Annotated in this window: 17 protein-coding genes; 13 read left to right on the top strand and 4 right to left on the bottom strand. The window is 69.2% G+C overall.

Features of this window, described 5'->3' with window-relative positions:
- Window positions 1–13: 13 nt before the first annotated feature.
- Complete coding sequence (gene rnc / locus BLQ75_RS08550; RefSeq protein WP_092600353.1) at window positions 14–769, top strand: ribonuclease III; 756 nt, start codon at window positions 14–16, stop codon at window positions 767–769.
- Window positions 770–840: 71 nt separating this feature from the next.
- Window positions 841–1737, top strand: coding sequence for a bifunctional DNA-formamidopyrimidine glycosylase/DNA-(apurinic or apyrimidinic site) lyase (mutM, locus tag BLQ75_RS08545; protein ID WP_092600351.1), 897 nt, complete (start codon window positions 841–843; stop codon window positions 1735–1737).
- A gap of 59 nt (window positions 1738–1796) precedes the next feature.
- Here mutM and asnB read toward each other — a convergent pair whose 3' ends face one another.
- Window positions 1797–3632 carry an asparagine synthase (glutamine-hydrolyzing) gene (asnB, locus tag BLQ75_RS08540; RefSeq protein ID WP_092600349.1) on the bottom strand — a complete coding sequence of 612 codons (1836 nt, stop codon included), beginning with the start codon at window positions 3630–3632 and terminating at the stop codon, window positions 1797–1799.
- Between the two features lie 325 nt (window positions 3633–3957).
- Between asnB and BLQ75_RS08535 the strand changes: the two genes are divergently transcribed.
- Window positions 3958–4578, top strand: coding sequence for a nucleoside/nucleotide kinase family protein (locus BLQ75_RS08535; RefSeq protein ID WP_092600347.1), 621 nt, complete (start codon window positions 3958–3960; stop codon window positions 4576–4578).
- Window positions 4579–4603: 25 nt separating this feature from the next.
- On the opposite strand, the gene BLQ75_RS08530 is transcribed toward BLQ75_RS08535, so the two are convergent.
- Window positions 4604–5311, bottom strand: a complete 708-nt coding sequence (locus BLQ75_RS08530) for a hypothetical protein (protein WP_092600344.1) — start codon at window positions 5309–5311, stop codon at window positions 4604–4606.
- 258 nt (window positions 5312–5569) lie between these two features.
- Between BLQ75_RS08530 and BLQ75_RS08525 the strand changes: the two genes are divergently transcribed.
- Window positions 5570–5863 (top strand): acylphosphatase, encoded by a 294-nt coding sequence (locus BLQ75_RS08525; protein ID WP_092600549.1) that lies wholly within the window; start codon window positions 5570–5572, stop codon window positions 5861–5863.
- A gap of 115 nt (window positions 5864–5978) precedes the next feature.
- Window positions 5979–9629 (top strand): chromosome segregation protein SMC, encoded by a 3651-nt coding sequence (smc, locus tag BLQ75_RS08520; RefSeq protein ID WP_092600342.1) that lies wholly within the window; start codon window positions 5979–5981, stop codon window positions 9627–9629.
- A gap of 70 nt (window positions 9630–9699) precedes the next feature.
- Here the strand turns inward: smc and BLQ75_RS08515 are convergent, their stop codons facing one another.
- Window positions 9700–11214 (bottom strand): sodium:solute symporter, encoded by a 1515-nt coding sequence (locus BLQ75_RS08515; RefSeq protein ID WP_092600340.1) that lies wholly within the window; start codon window positions 11212–11214, stop codon window positions 9700–9702.
- Entirely contained in the window at window positions 11190–12452 is a 1263-nt protein-coding gene (locus BLQ75_RS08510) for an anhydro-N-acetylmuramic acid kinase (protein WP_092600547.1), read from the bottom strand. The genes BLQ75_RS08515 and BLQ75_RS08510 overlap by 25 nt, the downstream gene beginning before the upstream one ends.
- A gap of 113 nt (window positions 12453–12565) precedes the next feature.
- Here BLQ75_RS08510 and ftsY point away from each other — a divergent pair, with 113 nt between their 5' ends.
- From ftsY to BLQ75_RS08470, 8 genes are all read left to right on the top strand, one after another.
- A complete protein-coding gene (gene ftsY, locus BLQ75_RS08505) occupies window positions 12566–14170 on the top strand; it encodes a signal recognition particle-docking protein FtsY (RefSeq protein ID WP_092600338.1) in 1605 nt (534 codons plus the stop codon).
- 226 nt (window positions 14171–14396) lie between these two features.
- On the top strand, window positions 14397–15737 hold the full coding sequence (locus BLQ75_RS08500; protein ID WP_092600336.1) for an ammonium transporter: 1341 nt from the start codon (window positions 14397–14399) through the stop codon (window positions 15735–15737).
- The gene (locus tag BLQ75_RS08495) at window positions 15734–16072 is read left to right on the top strand and encodes a P-II family nitrogen regulator (protein WP_092600334.1); all 339 of its coding nucleotides are present in this window, start codon (window positions 15734–15736) and stop codon (window positions 16070–16072) included. The genes BLQ75_RS08500 and BLQ75_RS08495 overlap by 4 nt, the downstream gene beginning before the upstream one ends.
- Before the next feature lie 719 nt (window positions 16073–16791).
- Window positions 16792–17430, top strand: coding sequence for an AAA family ATPase (locus tag BLQ75_RS08490; RefSeq protein WP_244515341.1), 639 nt, complete (start codon window positions 16792–16794; stop codon window positions 17428–17430).
- 298 nt (window positions 17431–17728) lie between these two features.
- Window positions 17729–19474 (top strand): DEAD/DEAH box helicase, encoded by a 1746-nt coding sequence (locus BLQ75_RS08485; protein WP_092600330.1) that lies wholly within the window; start codon window positions 17729–17731, stop codon window positions 19472–19474.
- A 92-nt stretch (window positions 19475–19566) separates the two neighbouring features.
- On the top strand, window positions 19567–21102 hold the full coding sequence (ffh, locus tag BLQ75_RS08480; protein ID WP_092600328.1) for a signal recognition particle protein: 1536 nt from the start codon (window positions 19567–19569) through the stop codon (window positions 21100–21102).
- Window positions 21103–21376: 274 nt separating this feature from the next.
- Complete coding sequence (locus tag BLQ75_RS08475) at window positions 21377–22450, top strand: amidohydrolase family protein (protein WP_092600326.1); 1074 nt, start codon at window positions 21377–21379, stop codon at window positions 22448–22450.
- A 152-nt stretch (window positions 22451–22602) separates the two neighbouring features.
- Window positions 22603–23388, top strand: coding sequence for a CPBP family intramembrane glutamic endopeptidase (locus BLQ75_RS08470; RefSeq protein ID WP_244515340.1), 786 nt, complete (start codon window positions 22603–22605; stop codon window positions 23386–23388).
- The last annotated feature ends 67 nt before the right edge of the window (window positions 23389–23455 follow it).

Here is a 23455-nt window from a genome sequence, read left to right as displayed (position 1 = left end):
TAGGCGTTCGATCGTGGGGGGAAAGCAACAGTCCCGGAGCCGTGAGACGGACCGGTCGGCGTTGGTCGAGGCACTCGGCGTCGATTTCGACGCCGAGATGCTGACTCTTGCCCTGACGCACCGCTCCTACGCCTACGAGAACGGCGGTCTGGAACCCAACGAGCGGTTGGAGTTCCTGGGTGATGCCGTACTCGGACTGGTGATAACCGATCACCTGTACCGCAAGCACCCCGATCTGCCCGAGGGGCAGTTGGCGAAGCTGCGGGCGAGCGTGGTCAACATGCACGCGCTCGCCGGTGTGGCCCGTGAACTGGGTGAGGGCGGCCTGGGGCAGTACCTGCTGCTCGGGCGCGGTGAGGAACTCACCGGCGGTAGGGACAAGGCCAGCATCCTGGCCGACTCGTTGGAGGCCGTGCTCGGAGCCGTCTATCTGCAGCACGGACTGGAGACCTCTCGCTCGGTGATCCACCGCCTGTTCGACTCGTTGCTGGCCGAGGCGCCGATGCTGGGGGCGGGGCTGGACTGGAAGACCAGTCTGCAGGAGTTGACCGCCTCGGCCGGTCTCGGGGTTCCGGATTACCGGATCGACGAGCAGGGGCCGGACCACCGCAAGGAGTTCAGCGCCTACGCCGTCGTCAACGGCGAGGTGCGGGGGCAGGGTGACGGCCGAACGAAGAAGGACGCCGAGCAGAAGGCGGCCCAGACCGCTTGGCGCGCCCTGTCCGACCAGCTCAACGCCGAATCAGGCGACCCCCAGGACTCCTCCTGAACTGGTGAGAGAGCTCCCGGGCGGGGACCCCCGGTGAACGGGGGCGGTGAATCGTGTTCGAAGATGGCCGAGTGCCAGAACTTCCCGAAGTCGAAGTCGTTCGCGGCGGTGTGGCCGAGTACGTCGCCGGTCGCAGGCTCGCCGGTGTCGAGGTACTGCACCCCCGTGCCGTTCGCGGGCATCCGCCGGGGCCGGAGGATTTCGCCTCCGTGCTGGCCGGTCGTGTGGTCGAGGACGTCAGCAGACGTGGCAAGTACCTCTGGTTGTCACTGGGGGACGTGGGCGGTGGCGAGGAGGTGTCGGGTGCTGGGCAGGCCGTACTCGCCCACCTCGGGATGAGCGGTCAGCTACTGGTACAGCCGAGCGGGGCCGTCGACGAGAAGCACCTGCGCGTGAGGTTTCGGTTCGCCGACGACGGCCCCGAACTGCGTTTCGTCGATCAGCGGACTTTCGGCGGGTTGAGTCTGGCCGAGCTGGTGCCATCCACCGGCCTCGCCGTGCCCGACTCCATCGGGCACATCGCGGCCGATCCACTGGAACCCTCCTTCGACCGCGAGGCGGTGGTGCGGCTCGTCCGTTCCCGCCGGACCGGCATCAAACGAGCGCTGCTGGACCAGAACCTGATCTCCGGCATCGGCAACATCTACGCGGACGAGGCACTCTGGCGCGCTCGCCTGCACTGGGCACATCCCACTGCCGAACTCGACGAGGGGAGGGCGCACGCGCTGTTGGACTCGGTCGTCGAGGTCCTCGGTGAGGCACTCGTCGCCGGGGGCACTTCGTTCGACTCGCTGTACGTCAACGTCAACGGTCGCTCGGGCTACTTCAGCCGTTCCCTGTCGGTCTACGGCCGGGCGGGCTCGCCGTGCCCCCGCTGCGGGACCGCGATCCGGCGGGACGCCTTCACCAACCGCTCCTCCTACAGCTGCCCGAGCTGTCAGCCGGTTCCGCCCGAACCACACTGGTGATCCCGTGGTGGGTGGTCGTGCCGCACCGTTCGAGCTCAGCCCGAGGGGGATACGGGTGATCAGACCTTGATCTCCGGGTTGTGCTGTTCCAGCCAGATCGACACGTCCAGGAAGCGTTCCAACGCGTTGCGCGTGTCGGCGTCCACCTGTTCGGCGGGTGTCGTCACGGCCTCCCGGATCCACCGCTCGTTCAGCAGCGACAGTGCCGGGTCGTCGGTCCGCAGCAGTTCCCCGGCCTGCCGCTGCAGCTCGGCGGCGTAGTTCGGATCCTGGGTCGAGGGGTACGGACTCTTGACCCTGTCGACCACCGAACGCGGCAGGATGTCGGCCGTGGCGCCGCGCAGCAGGCTCTTCTCCCTGCCGTCGTAGGTCTTCAGCGCCCACGGGGCGTTGAAGACGTACTCGACCAGCCGGTGGTCGCAGAACGGCACCCTGACCTCGAGGCCGACCGCCATGCTCATGCGGTCCTTGCGGTCCAGCAGGATCCGTACGAAACGGGTCAGGTGAAGGTAGCTGATCTCCCGCATCTTGCGTTCGAAGGCACTTTCGCCCTCCAACGTCGGCAGCTCGCTCACCGCGCGGCGGTACTCCTCAGCCACGTAGCCGGTCAGGTCGAGCTGTTCGGCCAGCGTGGGGTCCAGTATCTCCCGCCCCGGGGAGTGGAGACCGCCGAAGGCGGCCAGCCACGGGAAGGTCTCCGCCTCCCTGACGTGGGGGTCGAAGAACCACTTGTAGCCGCCGAAGATCTCGTCGGCGGATTCACCGGACAACGCGACGGTCGAGTGCTCCCGGACGGACTTGAACAGCAGGTACAGCGAGTTGTCCAGGTCGCCCAACCCCATCGGCACGTCCCGGGCCGCCACGGCCGCGCGCCGCACTTCGGGATCGGCGAGCATCTGCGGGTCCAGCACGATGTCGCGGTGCCGCGAGCGGACGTGCTCGGCCACGTCGTGCACGTAGGGACCGTCCGGGGTCTCGCGCAGCGAGTCGGAGACGAAGTTCTCCGTCTGGCCGAGGAAGTCCACGGCGAAACTGCGGACGTCCTGGCCACTCGGTGCCAACCGCCGCGCGGCCAGCGCGGTGATCGCGCTGGAATCGAGACCCCCCGAGAGCAGGACGCAGCGTGCCACGTCCGAGACGAGCTGACGGTCCACGATGTCGTCCAGCAGTTCGCGCACCTTCGTCACGGTGGCCTCGGTGCCGTCGGTGTGTTCGGTGGCCGCCAGCCTCCAGTAGGTGCGCCGGTGCGTTCCGTCCCGGTCCACGGTGACCACGGTGCCGGGCTCCACCTCGTGCATCCCGGACCAGACGGCGTTGCCGGGTTGCTTGGTCAGGGCGAACAGCTCCCGCAGGCCGTCGGCGTCGACCCTGTGCTCGACCAGCGGATTGGCCAGGATCGCCTTGGGTTCGGAGCCGAACAGCACGCCGTTATCGGTCGGGTAGTAGTAGAGCGGCTTGATGCCCATCCGGTCCCGCACCAGGGTCAGCTTGTCCGCGCGTCCGTCCCAGACGGCGAAGGCGTACATTCCGTTGAGCCGTTCGGCGACACCTTCCCCCCATTCGAGGTAGCCGCGCAGTACCACCTCGGTGTCACTGTCGGTTTCGAAGTGGTGCCCCCGGCCGCGCAGTTCGCCGCGCAGCTCGGTGAAGTTGTAGGTCTCGCCGCTGTAGACCAGGCAGAGCTCACCGTCCGGGGTCCGCGTGTTCATCGGCTGGGCCCCGCCGGGGAGGTCGATGATCGCCAGACGCCGGTGCCCGAGAGCCGCGTGCCGCAGGACGCTCGTCCCCGAGGCGTCGGGGCCGCGGCACGCCATGGTCCGGCACATGGCGTCGAGGGTGTCCCGCTGCTGTTCGAGGTCGTTCCGGAAATCGATCCAGCCGCAAATACCACACATCGTGCGCTCCTGGTCGCGGAAAACATTTCCTTAGCTAAATTAACTATTTTGTCGCATCGCGGAAACTGTTCCGCCGGTGATGTCGATCACCGATGAAAGGGGCATACCTGCGAAAACGAGTCAAAAAGCGCATTTTCCGGCTAGCGCGGGCCGACCACGTTCCGGTCCTGTCACGAGGCTGTGGACTGAAGCGACCCGTCGGAGCCGGGTAGTCTGATCACGTGCGAAGGGGTCGGGCGGTCGGCCCCGCCGGGTCGATGTCGCTCGGGAAGGAGCCAACGTGCCGGGACAGCCACGACGATCGCCGGTCGTCCACCGCGAAGGCATGGAAGGGCTGCTCGAACGCGCTCGCGAGCTCCTCGGCGACGGGCGTCGTCGCGTTCTCGGAATAACCGGACCACCCGCAGCCGGGAAGGGAAGGCTCGCGGACAGGTTGCTTCGCCGCCTGGAGGGGAACGCGGTGCTCGTCCCGATGGACGGCTTCCACCTCGCCGGGGCCGAACTGCGCAGGCTCGGCAGACAGGACCGCAAGGGAGCCCCGGACACCTTCGACGCGGCGGGCTACCTCGCGTTGCTGCGTAGGCTGCGGGAGCAGGGCGAGGGCGACGAGGTGGTCTACGCCCCCGAGTTCCATCGCTCGGTCGAGGAGTCCTACGCCGGTTCGATCGCCGTTCCGTCCGATGTGCCGCTGGTGATCACCGAGGGCAACTACCTGCTCCTCGACCAGGGCTCCTGGAGCGGAGTGCGTGAACTGCTGGACGAGTGCTGGTACCTGGCGCCCGACGACGACAAGCGGGTCGAGCGGTTGATCGCGCGCCACGTGCGACACGGCCTGTCCCGCGAGCGCGCCCGCGAGTGGGTGCTGCGCAGCGACGAGCGCAACGCGCGGCTCATCGCCGGAACCCGCGACAGGGCCGATCTGGTGGTCCGGGGAGACATCGGCTAGCCGCGACCGGTCGGCCCGATCCGGTTCACGCGGTGGTGGACGCCGAGGGACGCTGTGCGGAGGGCGAGGTGGACGAGATGGTCGAGGTCTCCCGTGCGGAACTGGCCGTTACCTCGGTCTCGTCGTCCGTCGTGCTGCCCGACGCGTTGGTCTCGGCGTCGCTATCTGGAGCGCTTTCCGAGCTCGTCTCGGGCTCATTCGGAGGCGGCTCCTCGTTGCTCGATTCATCGGGATCAGTGGTCGGCTCCGGTGGCGTGGTGCTTGGTTGTTCCGGGCTGGTGTTCTCGGTCGAGGAGATCTGAGGATCCTCGTTACTCGGGTCCCGTTCGTCGTTCCCGGTCGGCCCGCTGTCGTCCGTGGGGTCGCTCATCCCAGTGCTCGAGTTCTCATGGGAAGTTCCGGCCGAGGAGTCGGGCGTGTCCGCCGCAGTCGACTCGGGGTGGGGATCCTCCAACTCGCCGCCCTCGGCCTCGTCGGCCGGTGTGCCGAGGGCCGGTTTTTCGGAGTCCGGTTTCCGCGAACTCGTCGTGTCGCGTTCCGAGCTCGTGCTCTCGTAGTTCGCGGTCCCGGCCGCCTCGCCCACCGAGCCGGGGAGCGAGGCTTCCTCCTGCGCCACGTTGCCCATCGCGATCGCCGCCATCGTGGAGAAAGCCGTCGCGATCATCACTCCCGAGCCCGCGAGCGCCACCAGACGCTTCGACAGGGCTTTCCGGTCCTCGTGGAGTGGATCCATGGATTGCTCACTCGTCCTCGAAATCCGTAGGTGTGGCCCCGGCGGGCCGGGTGCCGCAGTCTCTTCGGTGGTGGATGCGCGGACCCTCACGGTGGTCGGTTTCGTCCGCATTACGGTAGCTATCCGGTGCCCCGAGATCGGGGTGGGGGTGAACCGCTGTTCGGGGGAGTCGTGATTCCCGCTCCGGAACCAGCGGAAGGCATCATCGGTACCACCTCGCGCGGTGACCATGAACACGACAGGAAGGGTGAGTCGGAGATGTCCGATGGGACGAACACCGAGCTGACCAGGCTGACCGCTTGGGTGCACGGTCGAGTACAGGGAGTAGGGTTCCGGTGGTGGACCCGGTCACGTGCCCTGGAACTGGGGCTGACCGGCAGCGCGACGAACCTGCCGGGAAGTCGTGTCGAAGTGGTGGCCGAGGGACCCCGACACGCCTGCGAAAGACTGCTGGAACTCCTTCGTTCGGGTGATACACCGGGGGTTGTCGAGCACGTCGCGGAGCAGTGGGCACAGCCACGTGGTGAACTCTCCGGGTTCGTCGAACGGTGAGTTCCACGGGTCTCCAAGATTCAGACCGGGTCGGTGCGGTTTCCGGGCACGTCCGTTTTCGCCCGGGGCCGCGGGTCTTGCACAGCCGTCATTTCGGGAAGGTCGTTGAGCAGCGGTGCATCTGAAGAGCCTGACGCTGAAGGGGTTCAAATCCTTCGTGTCGACCACCACGCTCCGGTTCGAACCGGGGATCACATGCGTGGTCGGGCCGAACGGCTCCGGCAAGTCCAATGTGCTCGACGCGCTGACCTGGGTCATGGGGGAGCAGGGTGCCAAGGCACTGCGCGGCGGGAAGATGGAGGACGTCATATTCGCGGGCACGTCGGGGCGCGCGCCGCTCGGTCGTGCCGAGGTGAACCTGACGATCGACAACGCCGACGGGGCGCTGCCGATCGACTACACCGAGGTCTCCATCACGCGTCGCATGTTCCGGGACGGCGCCAGTGAGTACGAGCTCAACGGAAACGCCTGCCGACTGCGCGACCTGCAGGAGCTGCTGTCCGACTCCGGCATCGGCCGTGAGATGCACGTCATCGTCGGGCAGGGACAGTTGTCCAGCATCCTGCAGGCCAAGCCGGAGGAGCACCGCAGGCTCATCGAAGAGGCCGCTGGCGTGCTCAAACACCGCAAGCGCAAGGAGAAGGCGCTGCGCAAGCTGGAGGCGATGCAGGCCAACCTGACCCGCCTCACCGATCTGACCGGCGAGCTCCGCAAACAGCTCAAACCGCTGGGCAAGCAGGCCGAGGTCGCGCGCAGGGCACAGACGATCCAGGCCGAACTGCGCGACGCCCGGCTCCGGCTGATCGCCGACGACCTGGTCACCGCTCGTTCCGAACTGGCCAGGGACGAGGCGAACGAGCAGGCCGCCCGCGAGAAGCGCGCGGAGACGGAGCGGGCACTGCAGCAGGCCCAGGAGCAGGAGAAGGCGCTGGGCGAACAGGTCAGCGCCGACGCCCCCAGGCTCGCGCGCATCCAGGACACCTGGTACCGCCTCTCCGCGCTGCGGGAACGTCTCGGCGGTACGTTGCGACTGGCCCAGGAGCGGCACAAGCACCTCACCACCGAGCCGGAGCAGCCCCGGCAGCAGCGCGAGCCCGAGGAGCTGGAGGCCGAGGCGGAGGAGGCCGCGGAACGGGAGGAGACCGCCAACGAGGAGGCCGAGCGCACCCGTGAGGCACTCTCCGAGGTGGTGACCAACCGGGCCGAAGTCGAGTCCGCGCTGCAGGAGGCCGAACGCGCCCACATGGCCGCCGTGCGCGCCATAGCCGACCGCCGCGAGGGAGCGGCCCGCCTCTCGGGCGAGGTCGAGTCGATGCGCAGCAAGGTGGCCGCCACCGACGAGGAGATCGAGCGGTTGTCCGCCTCCACCACCGAGGCCGAGCAGCGCGCCGCCGCCGCGCAGCAGGCCTACGAGGAGGCGGCGGCCGACGGTGCCGAGCACGATGACGACGGCGGGGCCGAGCAGCGCCACGCCAACGCGGTGGAGGCCAGGGACGCGGCGCGAGGGCGAGTGGACGAACTCGTGGAGGCCGAGAGGTCCGCCGAGCGCGAGATAGCCTCCTGGCAGGCCCGCGTGGAGGCCCTGTCGATGGGGCTGGACCGCAAGGACGGCGCCGCGGCGCTGCTGGCGGCGGGCGACCGCGTCCCCGGACTGCTCGGTTCGGTCTCGGCGTTGCTGACCGTCGATCCGGGATCCGAGGCCGCGCTGACGGCGGCGCTGGGGGCGGCCGCCGAGGCGGTGGCGGTGCGCGGGGTCTCCGACGCCGCCACCGCGTTGCGGGTGCTCAAGGCCGATGAGGCGGGCAGCAGCGGGCTGCTGGTCGGTTCCGGAGCTCCCCCCGATCGGAGCGGGTGGCCGGAGCTGGACGACGCGGCGCGGTGGGCGGTGGACCTGGTGCGGGCCCCCGAGGGGCTGGACTCCGCCCTGGCGGTGCTGCTCGACCGCATCGCGGTGGTCGACGACCTGGACGGCGCCGAGCGGTTGTTGCGGCAGCACCCGGAAGTGCGGGTCGTCACCCGAGAAGGGGATGTGCTCGGGAGCAGCTGGGCCTGCGGCGGCTCCGCCGCCTCGGACGAGCGAAGTGTGATCGAGATACAGGCCGCGGTGGACGAGGCCGAGTCCGAGCTGGCGGAGGCCCGGCGCGGGCTCGAACGGCACAGCGCCGCGCTGGAGGGGGCACGGTCCGAGCTGCGGGCGCGCGAGGAGGAGGTCAGCGCCGCGCAGGAACAGCTCAACGAGCTCCGGGTCCGCCACGCGCGCAGTTCCGAGCGAGTGGCCAGCCTGCTCGACGCGGCCCGCTCCGCGGCGGCCGAGGTGGAGCGGCTGCGTACCCAACGGGGCGAAGTGGAGAGTTCGAGGCAGCGGGCCGTGGACAAACTCGCCGAACTCCAGGAGCGGCTGGAGGTGGTCCAGTCCGAACAGCTCGACGACGAGGAGCCCGACACCACGGAGCGCGACCGGTTGGCCGCCGAACTCGACGACCTGCGCCAGCGCGAGATGGACGCCCGGCTCGCGGTGCGCAGTGCCGAGGAGCGAGCGCGCGCGTTGCAGGGCAGGGCCGAGCAGTTGCGGCGTTCCGCGCGTCAGGAGCGGCAGCAGCGGGAACGCGCCGAGCAGGCACGCCTTGCCAGGCAGCGTGGCGCGCGGGTGGCCGAGACCGTGATCGAGGGCTGCCGCACCGCGCTCGAACGCATCGAACTGTCGTTGGGCTCGGCGGCGGAGCAGCGTGACGAGCTGCAACAGCGCCACTCCGACAACGAGAGCCGGCTGGAGACGTTCCGCAACCGTGTGCGCGAGCTCTCCGGGGAGCTGGAGAAGCTCACCGACGCGGTGCACCGGGACGAGGTGGCCCGGGCCGAGCAGCGGCTGCGGATCGAGCAGCTCGAGACGAAGATCGTCGAGGAGTTCGGGGTGGGGCTCGACGATCTGCTGCAGGACTACTCCCCCGACGTCCCCGTGCCGCCGAGCCCGGACGAGATGGCGGAGTACGAGGCGGCCAAGGAACGCGGCGAACAGGTGAGCAAGCCGCCCGCACTGCCCTACGACCGGCAGACCCAGCAGCGTCGGGCCGAACGCGCGGAGAAGGACCTGGCCGCGCTGGGGAAGGTCAACCCGCTGGCTCTGGAGGAGTACGCCGCGCTCGAGGAGCGCTACAAGTACCTGTCCGGGCAGCTGGAGGACCTCAAGGCCACCCGCAAGGACCTGCTCGACGTGGTCAAGGAGGTCGACGAGAAGATCCTCGAGGTCTTCTCCACGGCGTTCGAGGACGTGGCCGCCGAATTCGAGAAGGTGTTCTCGGTGCTCTTCCCCGGCGGGTCCGGCAAGCTCGTGCTCACCGATCCCGAGGACATGCTCACCACCGGTGTCGAGGTGGAGGCCAGGCCCCCGGGCAAGAAGGTCAAACGGCTGTCGTTGCTGTCCGGCGGGGAGAAGTCGTTGACGGCCGTGGCCATGCTGGTCGCGATCTTCCGTGCCCGTCCCTCGCCGTTCTACGTGCTCGACGAGGTGGAGGCCGCGCTGGACGAGACGAACCTGCGGCGGTTGATCGGGCTGCTCGACCAGCTCCGGGCCAACTCGCAGTTGATCATCATCACGCACCAGAAACCGACCATGGAGATCGCCGACGCCCTCTACGGGGTCAGCATGCGTGGGGACGGGATCACCACCGTCATCTCGCAGCGGCTGGCTTCGGGAGGCGCGGAGCCCGTCGAGACCACCGAGCCCTCAGACTCCCCGGCAGGGGCGAACGACGCGGGGGAGGGCTGAACACCGGACGCGCCCCGGCGCCTTACCGGGGCGCGTCGGCTCGGGTGCCCTCCGTCGAGGGGAGCGTCGGTCAGCCGGCCTCGGAGAACTCCGACTCCCGCCCGGCACCCTCGCGTGCGCCGCGGTGGCGCAGCGACAGCGCTCCGCCGACGAGCAGGGTGATCGCCACGCCGATCGGGGTGTACCAGGGAAACGCCAGCGGTGCGTGACCTCCCCGCCCGTCCGGGAACGCCGCGCCGAGCGCGAGCCAGAGCACCCCCGCCAGCGCGCAGCAGAAGGCCACCACCGCGTCCGCCTGCCGTGCCCGTCCGACCAGCAGCCCCAGCAGGAAAGCTCCCAGCAGCGCCCCGTATGTGTAGGAGGCTATCCCCAGCCCCACCTCGACCACCGGGTTGTCGGTACTGGTGAACAGCGAGGCGAAGACCACGAACACCAGAGCCCAGCCGACCGTGGCGCCCCGCGCCAGCCGCAACCTTCCCCGATCGCCGTGAGTCCGGCGGGTGAGCCGCGGGTACAGATCGCTGACGGTCGAGGTGGACAGCGAGTTCAGCGAGGAGGACAGCGTGCTCATGGCCGCGGCGATGATCCCGGCGATCAGCAACCCGGACAGCCCGGCGGGCAGCTGGTTCACGATGAAACGGGGAAACAGCGCGTCACCACTGCTCATGCCGAGCTGTTCGGGGGCGACGCCTGCGTAGAAGGTCCACAGCATCGAACCGATCGCCAGGAACAGGGCGAACTGCAGCAGCACGAGCACACCGCTGGTGATCACCGCCCGCTGACTGTCGGCGAGTGTGCGGCAGGCCAGCAGCCGCTGCACCATCAGCTGGTCGGCCCCGTGCGAGGCCATCGCGAACACCGCTCCGCCGAGCACGGCGGTGACGAAGGAGTACTGACTGGTCAGCACTGGCGCGGTCATGTCGAACAGCTCGAACTTGCCCGCCGCGAGCGCCCTGTCGAACCAGTCGGAGGGGAGCTTGGCCAGCAGGATGGCTCCCGCGACCACCGAGCCGCCCACGTAGACGCCCAGCTGCACCACGTCCACCCAGACGACCGCCCGGATTCCCCCGAAGTAGGTGTAGACCACTGTCAGGGCCGACAGTCCCAGGATTATCTGCCAGTAGGTCGCGGTCACCCCGAACGAGGCCAGCACGACCTTCACCGGGATGGCCGTGGCGAACAGGCGCAACCCGTCCGCGAGCAGCCTCGTGACCGAGAACGTGACCGAAGCGGTGCCCTGCAGTCCCCCGCCGAAGCGTTTTCCCAGGAAGGCGTAGGCGCTGACCAGCTCCCCCGCGTAGTAGCGGGGCAGCAGCACGAAGGCGACCACCGTTCTGCCGACGAGGTACCCGATAGCCAGCTGCAGGTAGGTGAACGAGCCCAGGTAGGCCACGGTGGGAACGCTTATCACGGTGAGCGTGGAGGTCTCGGTGGCCACCACCGACAGGCAGACCGCCCACCAGGGCAGGTCGCGTCCGCCCAGGAAGTAGTCACCGGTACCCCGCTGCCTTCCGGCCAGCAGGATTCCCAGCGCGGGCATCGCCACCAGATAGACACCCGTCACCGCCAGGTCGATGATGCGCATGCGCCCTCCCGGTCGGCGGCGGGAAACGCGCCCGGCTCCGGGATCCGAAGTGCGGTCACCGGTGCTTCGACGGGAGTGGGCGGCCGCAGCGGCCACCGCCCCGGGGTGATGCTGCCCAGCACGCGAGGGCCGGCCGCGCCGGTGCAGGAAGCGACGTTGCCCGCGATCCCGTGCGGTCCGAGGAAGCCGAGCAGCGCGGCCAGGTACGCCTCCTTGGCCTCCGGGGGGATTCCGTAGCGCCCGCTGGTGCACAGCCGTGCGCCGTGGCGTCCGAGTTCGCGTCGGAGGCCGCCGAACAGCACCGGATTCGCCACACCGCCTCCCGAGGCGACGACCAGCCCGGCCGCGTGCGCGGCACACGCCTCGGCGACCGTGCGCACCGTGAACTCGGTGACCGTGGCCAGCAGGTCGTGCTCGGGGACGGGTGGAAGTCCGGTCAGCGCGTCGCGCAGGTACCGGGCTCCGAAACGCTCCTTGTCGGTCGATTTCGGCGGTGGGGTCCGGAAGTAGTCATCGGCCAGCAGCGCCGCCAGCAGGTCGGGGCGCACCTGTCCCCGTGCGGCCAGCGCGCCGTCGGTGTCCCGGCCGCTCTCGGCACCGACCAGTTCGGCGGCGGCGTCGATCAGCGCGTTTCCCGGGCCGGTGTCGTAGGCGACCGGTTCTCGCTCGTCCACCACCGTGATGTTGGCGATACCTCCGAGGTTCAGCGCCAGTACGGCACCTCGCGAGAGGGCGTCATCCGGCGGTGGGGTCGCTCCACCGAGCCAGAGCAGATCGAGTACGGGGGCCAGCGGGGCGCCCTGCCCACCCGCGGCCACGTCCCTGCCACGCGGGTCGGAGAGCACGGGCAGGCCGGTGGCCTCCGCCACGCGGGAGGGGCCACCCAGCTGCAGCGTGCCGGTGGTTCGCCCCCGTACGGTGGTGTGGCACACCGTCTGGCCGAGCGAGCCGACCAGGTCCGCGCGCCCGGCGGCCAGTTCCTCGACACCGCGCAGGGCGGCCTCGGCGAAGATCCGGCTGGTCTCGGCTTCCAAGTGGCACCACACCGAGGCGTCGGACTTCTCGGACCGGGTCAGGGAGACGAGCTCACGGTGCAGCGCTTCCGGGTACGGCAGTGAACGGTACCCCAGCGGGAGCATCTCGATCTCGTGCCCTCGTAACCGGAACTCGGCCGCCGCGACGTCCACGCCGTCCATCGAGGTTCCGGAAAGCAGACCGATCACCCGCCACGGTTCCATTCTGGTGGTGTAGGTCACCCCAGGTCGGAACGCAAGTTCGACACGGACGTGTCGGTGAATTCCTCACACGGGTCGAGTCCGGTGGCCCCCGTGCCGGGTGCGACGATGGACGTGTGTCCACCACGAATGTGATCCTGATCATTGTAGCCGCACTGGTGGTGCTGGCCGCGCTCGTCGGCACGGGCATCCTGCTCGCCCGGCGCAGGCGGGTCAGCCTCGCTCAGGGGGAGCGAGAGGATACGTCCGCGGACCAGGGTGGTTATCGCGCGGGCAGTGGAATCAGCCTCTCCAGTGGCGGCACGACGACCGCACCCGCCCACCCCGTCGAGGATCGAACCGAGACGGAGGGACAACCCGGGGTCGGTGACGACGCCGCCGTTCCCAGGGACAGCCAACGGCGCGGCATGGTCGACGTGCCGCTGCCGGACTCCACCGACTCCGATGCCACCACCTCCGGCACCGCGACCGGGGAACGGTCTCCGGCAGGCGGGTCCACCGTTCCGGAAACTCCTGCCGAGCCGGAGAGTCCCGCCGTCCCGGAACAGCAGGGCCCGTCCGAACCGGAGTCCGAGGGGAGCACGGACACCGCCACACCGCTCGAGCGGACCGAGGAGGAGGCCGGAAATACCGGCGAGCCCGCGTCCGCCGAAGCCACCGGGACGATGCCGCCCCGGGCTCCGGAAGGAGCCGAAGCCGCCGTCGAGGATGCCGGTGCGCGTTCCGAGTCCCCGACCGCCGAGGTCGAGGCGGACACGGCCTCCCCTGCGGAGATCGAACCCATCGAGCCCTCCACCGGCAGGTTGGAACGGCTGCGCGGCAGGCTCTCGCGCTCCCGCTCGATGTTCGGGCAGAGCGTGCTGGGACTGCTCGGCGCCGGTGACCTCGACGAGGACTCCTGGGAGGAGATCGAGGACACCCTGCTGATGGCCGACCTGGGGGCCACCACGGCCTCGGAGATAATCGAGCGGCTCCGTACCGAGGTGGCCGCGCGCGGCGTGCGCACCCCCGATCAGGCCAGGGCGTTGCTGCGGGAGGTGCTGATGGACGCGTTGGCCACCACACAGTCCCGCTCGGTCCAGGCGCTGCCGCACGGTGACCCGGCCGACGGAGGTAAACCGGCCGTGGTGCTGGTTGTCGGGGTAAACGGTACCGGCAAGACGACCACCACCGGCAAGCTCGCGCGCGTGCTGGTCGCCGATGGGCGTTCCGTGCTGCTCGGTGCCGCCGACACCTTCCGCGCCGCCGCGGTCGAACAGCTCGGCACCTGGGGCGAGCGCGTCGGCGCCGAGGTGATCCGGGGTGAGGAGGGCGCCGATCCGGCCAGTGTGGCGTTCGAGTCGGTGCAGCGTGGTGCCGACTCCGGCGTCGACGCCGTACTCGTCGACACCGCGGGCAGGCTGCACACCAAGACCGGGTTGATGGACGAGCTCGGCAAGGTCAAGCGCGTGGTCGACAAGCGTGCCCAGGTCGACGAGGTGCTGCTGGTGCTCGACGCGACGACCGGTCAGAACGGGCTCGCCCAGGCGAGGGTCTTCGCCGATGTCGTCGACGTCACGGGGATCGTGCTGACCAAGCTCGACGGCACCGCGAAGGGGGGCATCGTGTTCCAGGTCCAGCGCGAACTGGGCGTGCCGGTCAAGCTGGTCGGTCTCGGTGAGGGAGCCGACGACCTCGCGCCGTTCGAACCGGAGGCGTTCGTCGACGCGCTGCTCGGCTGAGCCCGCCGGACCGAGCCGAGGCCGCGGGGACGGTCGGTCGTGCCCTCGCCGGGGCTACCGCCCGTCCCCGAGCTGTCTCGTTAACACACCGGTGACCGTGCGAATCGGTTCGTAACACTCCGCCGGGCGAACTTCATCGGCACGACACGACGAGAACGTCGTGGGGAAACACGCGTTGCCGAGTATTCGGGCTCGACTTGGAGCGCCGGATCGTACGGGAGGCGACGTGAATTCAGGTGACACTGCCTGGGTGCTGGTGTGTGCCGCGCTTGTCATGCTCATGACACCCGGCCTGGCGCTGTTCTACGGCGGCATGGTCCGTTCCCGCGGCGTGCTCAACATGCTGATGATGAGTCTGGGCAGCCTCGGGGTGGTCGGGGTGCTCTGGGTGATCTACGGGTATTCCGGCGCGTTCGGTGCCGACCTCGGCGGGCTGGGACTGCTCGGCTCCCCCTCGGAGTTCTTCGGGATGTCGCGACTGGTCGGGCAGGAGGGGCTGTCCGACACGATCCCCACGTTCGCCTTCGCGGCCTTCCAGGCCATGTTCGCGATCCTGACCGTGGCGCTGATCTCCGGGGCGATCGCGGACCGTGCCCGGTTCGGCCCGTGGCTGCTGTTCGCCGGGCTTTGGGCGAGTCTGGTGTACTTCCCCGTGGCTCACTGGGTCTTCGCGTTCGACGAGACCAACGCCGCCGGTGAGGTGACCGCGGTGGGAGGCTGGATCGCCAACCGGATCGCGGCGATCGACTTCGCGGGGGGTACCGCCGTGCACATCAACGCGGGGGCCGCGGCGCTCGCCCTCGTGCTGGTTCTCGGTCCTCGTTCGGGTTGGCCGAAGGAGACGGGCAAGCCGCACAATCTCCCGCTCGTGGTGCTCGGCGCCGGGCTGCTGTGGTTCGGGTGGTTCGGTTTCAACGCCGGTTCGGCCCTGACCGCGGGCACCACCGCCGCCATCGTGTTCGTGAACACGCTCGTGGGGGCGAGCGCCGCCATGCTCGCCTGGATGCTGGTCGAACGGTTGCGGCACGGCAGACCCACCACGTTGGGAGCGGTGTCCGGCATCATCGCCGGACTGGTGGCCATCACACCGGCTTGCTCCGCGGTCACGCCGCTGGGGGCGATCGCAGTCGGGGCCGTCTCGGGCGCCGTGTGCGCGCTCGCGGTGGAGCTCAAGTACCGGCTGCGCTACGACGACTCGTTGGACGTGGTCGGAGTGCACCTGGTCGGCGGTCTCGTCGGCACCCTGCTGGTCGGTCTCTTCGCCTCCGCCAGCGCTCCGGCCGGAGTGGCCGGACTGTTCTACGGCGGCGGTCTCGACCAGTTGTGGCGCCAGGCGGTGGGAGCCCTGGCGGTGTTCGCGTACTCGCTGGTGCTGAGCCTGGGCATCGCCTGGGTGGTGCGCGCGACGATCGGTTTCCGGTTGAGCACCGCGGATGAGGACGCGGGCATCGACGAGACGGAACACGCCGAGACCGGTTACCACTTCGGGGAGACGCGCAACACACTGCGCGGTTCCCGGACCAGTGAGCACGGTTCGGTCGAGGCACTGGAAGGAAGCGTTCGATGAAACTTGTCACAGCCGTCGTCCAGCAGACCAGGGTGGACGAGGTCCGGCAGTCGCTCACCGCACTGGGTGTGCGGGGGATGACCATCGCCGATGTGCAGGGGTACGGCAGGCAGCAGGGGCACACGGAGATCTACCGCGGCGCCGAGTACAAGGTCGACGTGGTCGACAAGACCAGAGTGGAGGTGCTGGTCAACGACGTCGATGCCGACGAGGTGCTGCGGGCGATCGTTTCCGCGGCGCGCAGCGGTCGAGTCGGTGACGGCAAGGTGTGGGTGACACCGGTGGAGTCGGTGGTGCGGGTGCGTACCGGTGAGACCGGTGAGCAGGCGATCTGACCGAGCTCTCTTCCTGCCGCCGGGGGCGGCCGCGCGTCCCGGCGTCGGCGGTGACGGAACACACCCCTACGCCCCCGCTCGTTCGAAAACCCCGGTGCACCTCATCCTGGGATTCGCACGGTGCCCCCGCCGCCCCGGCGGGCCTCGCCTGAAGCGCGCACCGAACCAGTGAATCACGTCACGGCCGTCTCCGGAGTCGTTCTCCTCGACTTCGGAGGCGGCCGTTCTCGTCGTCTTCCGACGTCTCCTCTCCGCGCCGCGAATTCGAGGCCGACCGGCTCGTGCGGCGTCCGCGGTGGACGATTCCGCGCCGGAGCGCTCCGAGCCACGTCTCGGATTCTCCCGTTCCGCTGGTTTCGTGCCCCACGGCGCGCGCCCGGGGTATGGGGTGACGGCGTGACGGAAGGCGGCCCGGCCGCTGCGTAGTGCCCGGCAGGGGAGGGGGCGGGATGTGCGTAGCAATACGCAGTCCGCTTCACGGGGTCTCACGGTCTCGTCGCCGCTCCTCCGAACGCCAGAATTCCGGTGTGACGTCGGGAACGGAACCCGGTGAGGGGTGGAGCTCCCGCCCGTGCTGGGGGTCGGGCGGAAGCCGTCGGGGAACGTCCCGCGTCCTCGGGGTACCCGTCGGGCGGCCCGTCGAGGGGTCGGGCCGCCCGGTGGACCGGAGCCGGGAAGAGCCGTTGCGCGCCGCGCCGCTCGCGTACAGTGAACGTGAAGTGGCTACACGAGAGGACTTCCGGCGTACCGCTCTGTTCGCTCGCGGCCTGGTCGGAGCGGTCGTGACACCCGTGTTCGACGAGTGCCGTGCGGACTCCGCCGCGCGCATCCGTGTCGGACGCAGGGACCTGCTCGTCGTGGCCGGTCTTCCGGGGGCGGGCAAGACCACGCTGCTGCGCTCGCTCCGTGGGGTGCGCCCCGCCGTGGTGCTGGACTCCGCGCAGCTGTACGAGGCGCTGTTCGCCCGCTTCGGTGGTGGGCTCCCGCGTCGGGCGTACCGGGGGATCGTCCACCCCGTGCATTACGCCAGGATCGTTGCGGCCTGCCTGTTGGTTCCCGGCGTCGTCGTGGTGCACGTGCCGGCCACGCGGCGCGCCGCGCGCGGATCGCTGGTGGCACTGGCCGCGCTGAGCCGGCGGAGCCCGGTGCTGTGCTGGTTGGAGGTCCCACCCTCGGCCGCGCTGGCGGGGCAGCGCACGCGTGGCAGAATGATGACGGCACGCGCGTTCGCCCGACACGTACGCCGTGCTCGGCACCCGAGGCGGCACCTGCACCGTCTCGGCTCGTTGCGAGGATGGCGACGGGTACACGTGCTCACCCGTACGGAGGTTACGGGCGGGGTTCAACTGATTCCGTAGTGTGATGTTGCTCCCCGAAGGGCCGGTGGGTGCCAAGACGGACGTGATCGACCGTTACCCTGGTCGGTACGCGCCGGACGTATTCGGCGCTGCCGGCTGAGATTCATCGAGCTGCGAGTGACTGGCAACAGAGTGTGCGTTGCGGGTGAGCGCGGCCCGAGATGCGTAGGCGACGGTGCGTGAACCGTACCGTCGGTTCGCGAACCCGATTCGTGCGATCCCCGCTGTGGATGTCGCCACGGGTTCGTCCGCAGTGCTTCAGCCGCCCCGAGACCACACGAGGAGACTCCAGACTTACATGCCCACATTCGACGAGCTCGATCTCGACAGCCGCGTACTGCAAACCCTGACCGAACTCGGTTACGAGACGCCCTCGCCCATCCAGTCCGAGACCATTCCGTCGTTGCTGCAGGGCCGTGACGTGACCGGCCAAGCGCAGACCGGCACCGGCAAGACCGCCGCCTTCGGACTGCCCATACTCTCCAGCATCGATCTCGACAAGCGCAAGAAACCGCAGGCCCTCGTGCTGGCTCCCACCCGTGAACTGGCCATCCAGGTGGCAGAGGCGTTCCGCACCTACGCCGCCAACCTGCCCGGCTTCCGGGTGCTGCCCATCTACGGCGGACAGAGCTACGGGCCACAGCTCGGCGGGCTGCGTGACGGCGCACACGTGATCGTCGGCACTCCTGGGCGTCTCATCGACCACCTCGACCGGGGGTCGCTGGATCTGTCCGAGCTGAGCCACGTCGTGCTGGACGAGGCCGACGAGATGCTGCGCATGGGATTCATCGAGGACGTGGAGCGGATTCTGAGCTCCGTCCCGTCCCAGCGGCAGGTCGCGCTGTTCTCGGCGACCATGCCGAACGCGGTGCGCAAGATCAGCCAGTCCTACCTGGACAACCCCGTGGAGGTGGCGGTTCGCAGCTCCACCACCACAGCGGCCAACATCCGCCAGCGCTACTGGCAGGTGCGCGGTGTCCGCAAGGTCGACGCGCTCTCCCGGTTGCTGGAGGTCGAACCGGTCGACGCGGCCATCGTGTTCGCCCGCACCAAGCAGCTCACCGAGGAACTGACCGAACAGCTGCGGCTGCGCGGCTTCAACGCGGCCGCGATCAACGGCGACATCGCCCAGGCACAGCGGGAGCGCACCATCGACCAGCTCCGGCAGGGCCGGGTCGACATCCTCGTGGCCACCGACGTCGCCGCGCGCGGTCTGGACGTGGACCGGGTCTCGCACGTGCTCAACTACGACGCCCCCCACGACAGCGAGTCCTACGTGCACCGAATCGGTCGCACCGGCCGCGCCGGGCGCAGCGGTGAGGCGATCCTGTTCGTGACCTCGCGAGAGCGGCAGTTGCTGCGTTCCATCGAGAAGGCCACCGGGCAGTCCATCGAACGGATGGAGCTGCCCACGATCGAGGCGGTCAACGAGCGGCGGCTCGAACGTTTCCGCCAGCGGATCACCGACACGCTGCAGAACGGTGACCTGGAGGTTTTCGAGCAGTTGGTGCGCGACTACGAGCGGGACAACGAGGTGCCCGCCGCCAGGGTGGCCGCCGCGCTCGCGAGCATGACCCAGGGCGACCGCCAGCTGCTGCTGCAGCCGGAGCCCGAACCCGAACCGAAGTCCCGGCGCGGCTCGCAGCGCTCCGCCGAGCTCTCCTCGGACTCCGAGACGGCGATGTTCCGCGTCGAGGTCGGTCGCCGCAACCGCGTGACCCCCAGCGCCCTGGTGGGGGCGTTGGCCAACGAGGGCGGTCTGTCCAGCAAGCGGATCGGCCACATCGACATCCGTGACGAGCACACGCTCGTGGAGCTGCCGGCCGAGATTCCGGAGGAGATGCTGCGCAAGCTCCGCAAGACCCAGGTGGCTGGACGCGGCCTGCGGATCAGCCGCACCGAGGGAGAACCACCCCGTCGGTCGTCCGGTGGTTGGTCGCGGCGCCCCGGCAGGGAGCGTTCCAGCTCCCGACGCAAGGGAGGGCGTGCCGGTGGGGGCCACCGCTCCAGCGGTGACAAGCGTCCGGCGGTCGATCGGGGCTGACCGCCGCTTCGTTCGCTGTCCGCCTTCGGACATCGTAGGTGGGCGGTTACCCTCGGCGTAGGAACATCGACGACTCTGGAGTCCGTGACCCCGTGTTCGACACTCTTTCCGACCGGCTCACCTCGGTCCTGAAGAACCTGCGCGGCAAGGGTCGCCTGTCCGAGGCGGACATCGACGCCACCGCGCGCGAGATCCGTATCGCGTTGCTGGAAGCCGACGTGGCACTGCCGGTGGTGCGCGGCTTCATCTCCGGCGTCAAGGAGCGGGCCAAGGGCACCGAGGTGTCCCAGGCCCTCAACCCCGCCCAGCAAGTGATCAAGATCGTCAACGAGGAGCTGATCGGCATCCTCGGTGGCGAGAAGCGCGATCTCGCCCTCGCGAAGAAGCCACCGACGGTGATCATGCTGGCGGGGTTGCAGGGGTCCGGTAAGACCACGCTGGCGGGCAAGCTGGCCAAGTGGCTCGCCGGGCAGGGGCACACCCCGATGCTGGTGGCCTGCGACCTACAGCGCCCCAACGCCGTCACGCAGTTGCAGGTGGTGGGGGAGCGCGCCGGTTCACCGGTCTTCGCTCCCGAACCCGGCAACGGGGTCGGTGATCCCGTCGATGTCGCGCGGCGTGGTGTCGCCGAGGCGGAGCGTGCCCAGCACGACATCGTCATCGTCGACACGGCGGGTCGCCTCGGCGTTGACGAGGAGATGATGCAGCAGGCCTCGGACATCCGTGACGCGGTGAATCCGCACGAGATCCTGTTCGTCGTCGACGCGATGATCGGGCAGGACGCCGTGAGTACCGCCGAGGCCTTCCGGGACGGGGTCGGCTTCAACGGAGTCGTACTGACCAAGCTCGACGGTGACGCGCGCGGCGGTGCCGCGCTGTCGGTGCGGCAGGTCACCGGCGAGCCCATCATGTTCGCCTCGAACGGTGAGAAGATCGAGGACTTCGACGTCTTCCACCCCGACCGGATGGCCAGCCGCATCCTCGGCATGGGCGACATGCTCACCCTGATCGAGCAGGCCGAACAGGCCTTCGACGCTGACCGGGCCGAGCAGGCGGCCGAGAAGCTCGGGACGGGGGAGCTGACCCTCGAGGACTTCCTGGAGCAGATGCAGGCGGTCCGGCGCATGGGTCCGCTGCAGAACCTGGTCGGCATGCTGCCCGGCGCCAACCAGATGAAGGACCAGCTCGCCAACTTCGACGAGGCGCATCTCGACCGGGTTCAGGCCATCATTCGGGGCATGACGCCCGCCGAACGGGCCGATCCGAAGATCATCAATGCCTCCCGCAGGCAACGTATCGCCAACGGTTCCGGTGTGCGGGTCAGCGACATCAACGACCTGGTCAACAGGTTCTTCGAGGCTCGCAAGATGATGCAGCAGATGGCGGGCCAGTTCGGTGGTGGCGGTGGTGGCCGCAAGGCCACCAAGAAGGGCAACAAAAAGGGGAAGAAGGGCAAGAACAAGGGCCCCACCCCGCCGAAGGCGGCACGTGGCGGTATGCCGGGTGGTCTCCCCGGTATGCCTCCCGGCGGTCAGGGGACCGATCCGTCCCAGCTGGGTGGCGGTCTCAATCAGCTTCCCCCCGGCTTCGACCCTTCGAAACTGGACTTCGGCAAGAAGAAGAAGTAGTCACCCGTCCGGTGGTCGGCTCCGTCGTCGCTACCCGCTGGCACGAAGTCACGGTCGTTCCGTCTCGGTTCACGGGTTCGCCGACCGCGGGGCGGTCGGCCGCGTCGCGCCTCGTCTCGGCGTGCCGTCTTCCGTGTGACGAGATTCTCGTGGCGCGGCGGTCGGACGACGGACTCTCACGGCCGAGGAGGCAGCTCGTTCGGGCTCCGGTGGTTTCCGGGGCTCGCGTGCTCCGGCTGGCTCCCGTGACGGGTTCGAGGATCGAGGAGCGTTCGTGACGGCACTGCATCTGCGTGGGGTTCTCCTCCCCGAGGGGCGGTCCCGTGACCTGTGGGTTCAGGACGGGCTGATCAGTACCGAACCGCTGGAGGACGCCGTCACGGTTTTCGACGGTGGCTATGTGCTGCCCGGTCCGGTGGACGCGCACTGCCACGTCGGCATCGGGCCGCACGGGCCGGTGGACCTCGACGAGGCCGCGAACCAGGCCGAGACCGACAGGGCGGCCGGGACGCTGTTGATCCGAGACTGCGGTGCTCCGGTGGACACCAGCCCGCTGCAGGCCAGGGCCGATCTCCCGCGAATTCTCCGCGCGGGGCGGCACCTGGCTCGTCCGAAGCGCTACATTCCCGGACTCGCCGAGGAACTCGAGGATCCGGAGGTGCTTCCGGAAGCCGTGGCCGAGCAGGCCGCTCGCGGTGACGGGTGGGTCAAGCTGGTCGGCGACTGGGTCGACCGTTCCGTGGGGGACCTGGCCCCGCTGTGGAGTGACGAAGCGCTCGGCAAGGCCGTGGAGGCCGCGCATCGGCACGGTGCCAGGGTCACCGCGCACGTCTTCGGGGAGCGGGCCCTGGGCGGGTTGCTCGACGCGGGGATCGACTGCATCGAGCACGGGACCGGCCTCGACGACGCGATGATCGAGCAGATGGCGCGACAGGGGACCGCGTTGGTTCCCACACTGATCAACATCGAGAACTTCCCCTCGTTCGCCTCGGCCGCCGTCAAGTACCCCGACTACGCTTCCCATATGCGCCGGCTCCACCGGGACAGCGATCGAACCGTGCGCAGGGCCATCGAGGCCGGGGTGCCGGTCTACGCGGGAACGGACGCGGGGGGTGGCATCGAGCACGGCAGGCTCGTCGACGAGATCGTCGCGCTGCACCGGGTGGGAATGTCTCGGGAACAGGCGTTGGGCGCCGCTACCTGGTCGGCCCGCCGCTGGCTCGGCTTCGCCGGTCTCGAGCACGGAGCCGCCGCCGACCTGGTTTGCTACGCGGACGACCCACGCGTGGACCTGGACGCGTTGCGCTTTCCGGAGCGGATCCTGCTGCGCGGTGACCTGGTGGGTTGATCACCGGGTACGGTCGCGCCCTGTGGGGTGTTGCCGCCGTGCTGATATATCCGAGTGCCGACCCTCGGGAATCGGCGGTAGTCTGGCGGTTCGACGATGCCGGGCGATTCAGCCCCTGGCCCGGCGGTTACCTGGATCGCACGGAGGCGCCCGTGACGGCACCGCAGTCATCCGGTGGACACGTGGATCCGGAGCAGCACGGCGGAACCACTTCGGGAACGACCGACGGCTCGCCCACGGCGTCGAAGCCACGATGGGGGTTCGGTGCCTTCTTCCTGGCCGAGGCCGTGTTCGTGCTGGTCTCGGTCGGGCTCGCCGCTCTGTTCGGGGACTTCGGCGAAGGAGGGTGGGTGGGCCCCGTCTTCGTCCTGGTTCTGATGGCTCCTACCGTGTTGGCCGGTCTGGTGGCCGTCGCGGCGACCGTGGTCCGAGGCAACGGGCCGGTCCGGGACTTCGGGTTGCGCTGGCGGCGTTCCGACGTGCGAATCGGGTTGCTCATCGGGTTCGCCGGGTTGGTGCTCAGCACCGTCGCCTCCTCGCTGTGGACCCGTTGGGTGGGTACGGAGCGGGCCAACTCGGCTGTGGGCAGTCTGCTGGAGGACGTCCGCCTGCCACCGTTACTGGCCGTGGTCATCTTCCTGCACGTGTGGCTGATAGCTCCTGTCTGCGAGGAGTTGCTCTACCGGGGCCTGCTCTGGGGAGCGATGGAGCGGCTCAGGTTCAACCAGTTGACCGTCTTCCTGCTCACCACCGCGATCTTCGCGATCGGGCACTTCGAACCGGCTCGTACCCTGCTGTTGATAGTCATCGCGGTTCCGATAGGCCTGGCCCGCCTGGTTACCGGAAGGTTGACTGCTAGCGTCGTGGCACACCAGGTGAACAACTTCCTGCCGGCGTTGGGGCTGTTGCTCATGTCGCTGGGCATGCTGCCGGCCTGAGAGACCGAACGGGGAGCCGGAGGCCCTCGCGGCCTCAGCCTCGGCGATGTGCACGAGCTGGAGACCG

The sequence above is a fragment of the Actinopolyspora xinjiangensis genome (assembly GCF_900104475.1).
GTDB classification, from domain to species: domain Bacteria; phylum Actinomycetota; class Actinomycetes; order Mycobacteriales; family Pseudonocardiaceae; genus Actinopolyspora; species Actinopolyspora xinjiangensis.
Note: the sequence above shows the minus strand (reverse complement) of the source record. Positions and strands in the feature narration are given on the sequence as shown.

What these genes read in the sequence shown, in the direction of transcription:
- asnB (WP_092600349.1), bottom strand. Translation starts at nt 3,632, where the DNA reads ATGTGTGGTATTTGCGGCTGGATCGATTTCCGGAACGACCTCGAACAG.
- BLQ75_RS08535 (WP_092600347.1), top strand. Translation starts at nt 3,958, where the DNA reads ATGGAAGGGCTGCTCGAACGCGCTCGCGAGCTCCTCGGCGACGGGCGT.
- BLQ75_RS08530 (WP_092600344.1), bottom strand. Translation starts at nt 5,311, where the DNA reads ATGGATCCACTCCACGAGGACCGGAAAGCCCTGTCGAAGCGTCTGGTG.
- BLQ75_RS08525 (WP_092600549.1), top strand. Translation starts at nt 5,570, where the DNA reads ATGTCCGATGGGACGAACACCGAGCTGACCAGGCTGACCGCTTGGGTG.
- BLQ75_RS08515 (WP_092600340.1), bottom strand. Translation starts at nt 11,214, where the DNA reads ATGCGCATCATCGACCTGGCGGTGACGGGTGTCTATCTGGTGGCGATG.
- BLQ75_RS08510 (WP_092600547.1), bottom strand. Translation starts at nt 12,452, where the DNA reads ATGGAACCGTGGCGGGTGATCGGTCTGCTTTCCGGAACCTCGATGGAC.
- BLQ75_RS08495 (WP_092600334.1), top strand. Translation starts at nt 15,734, where the DNA reads ATGAAACTTGTCACAGCCGTCGTCCAGCAGACCAGGGTGGACGAGGTC.
- BLQ75_RS08485 (WP_092600330.1), top strand. Translation starts at nt 17,729, where the DNA reads ATGCCCACATTCGACGAGCTCGATCTCGACAGCCGCGTACTGCAAACC.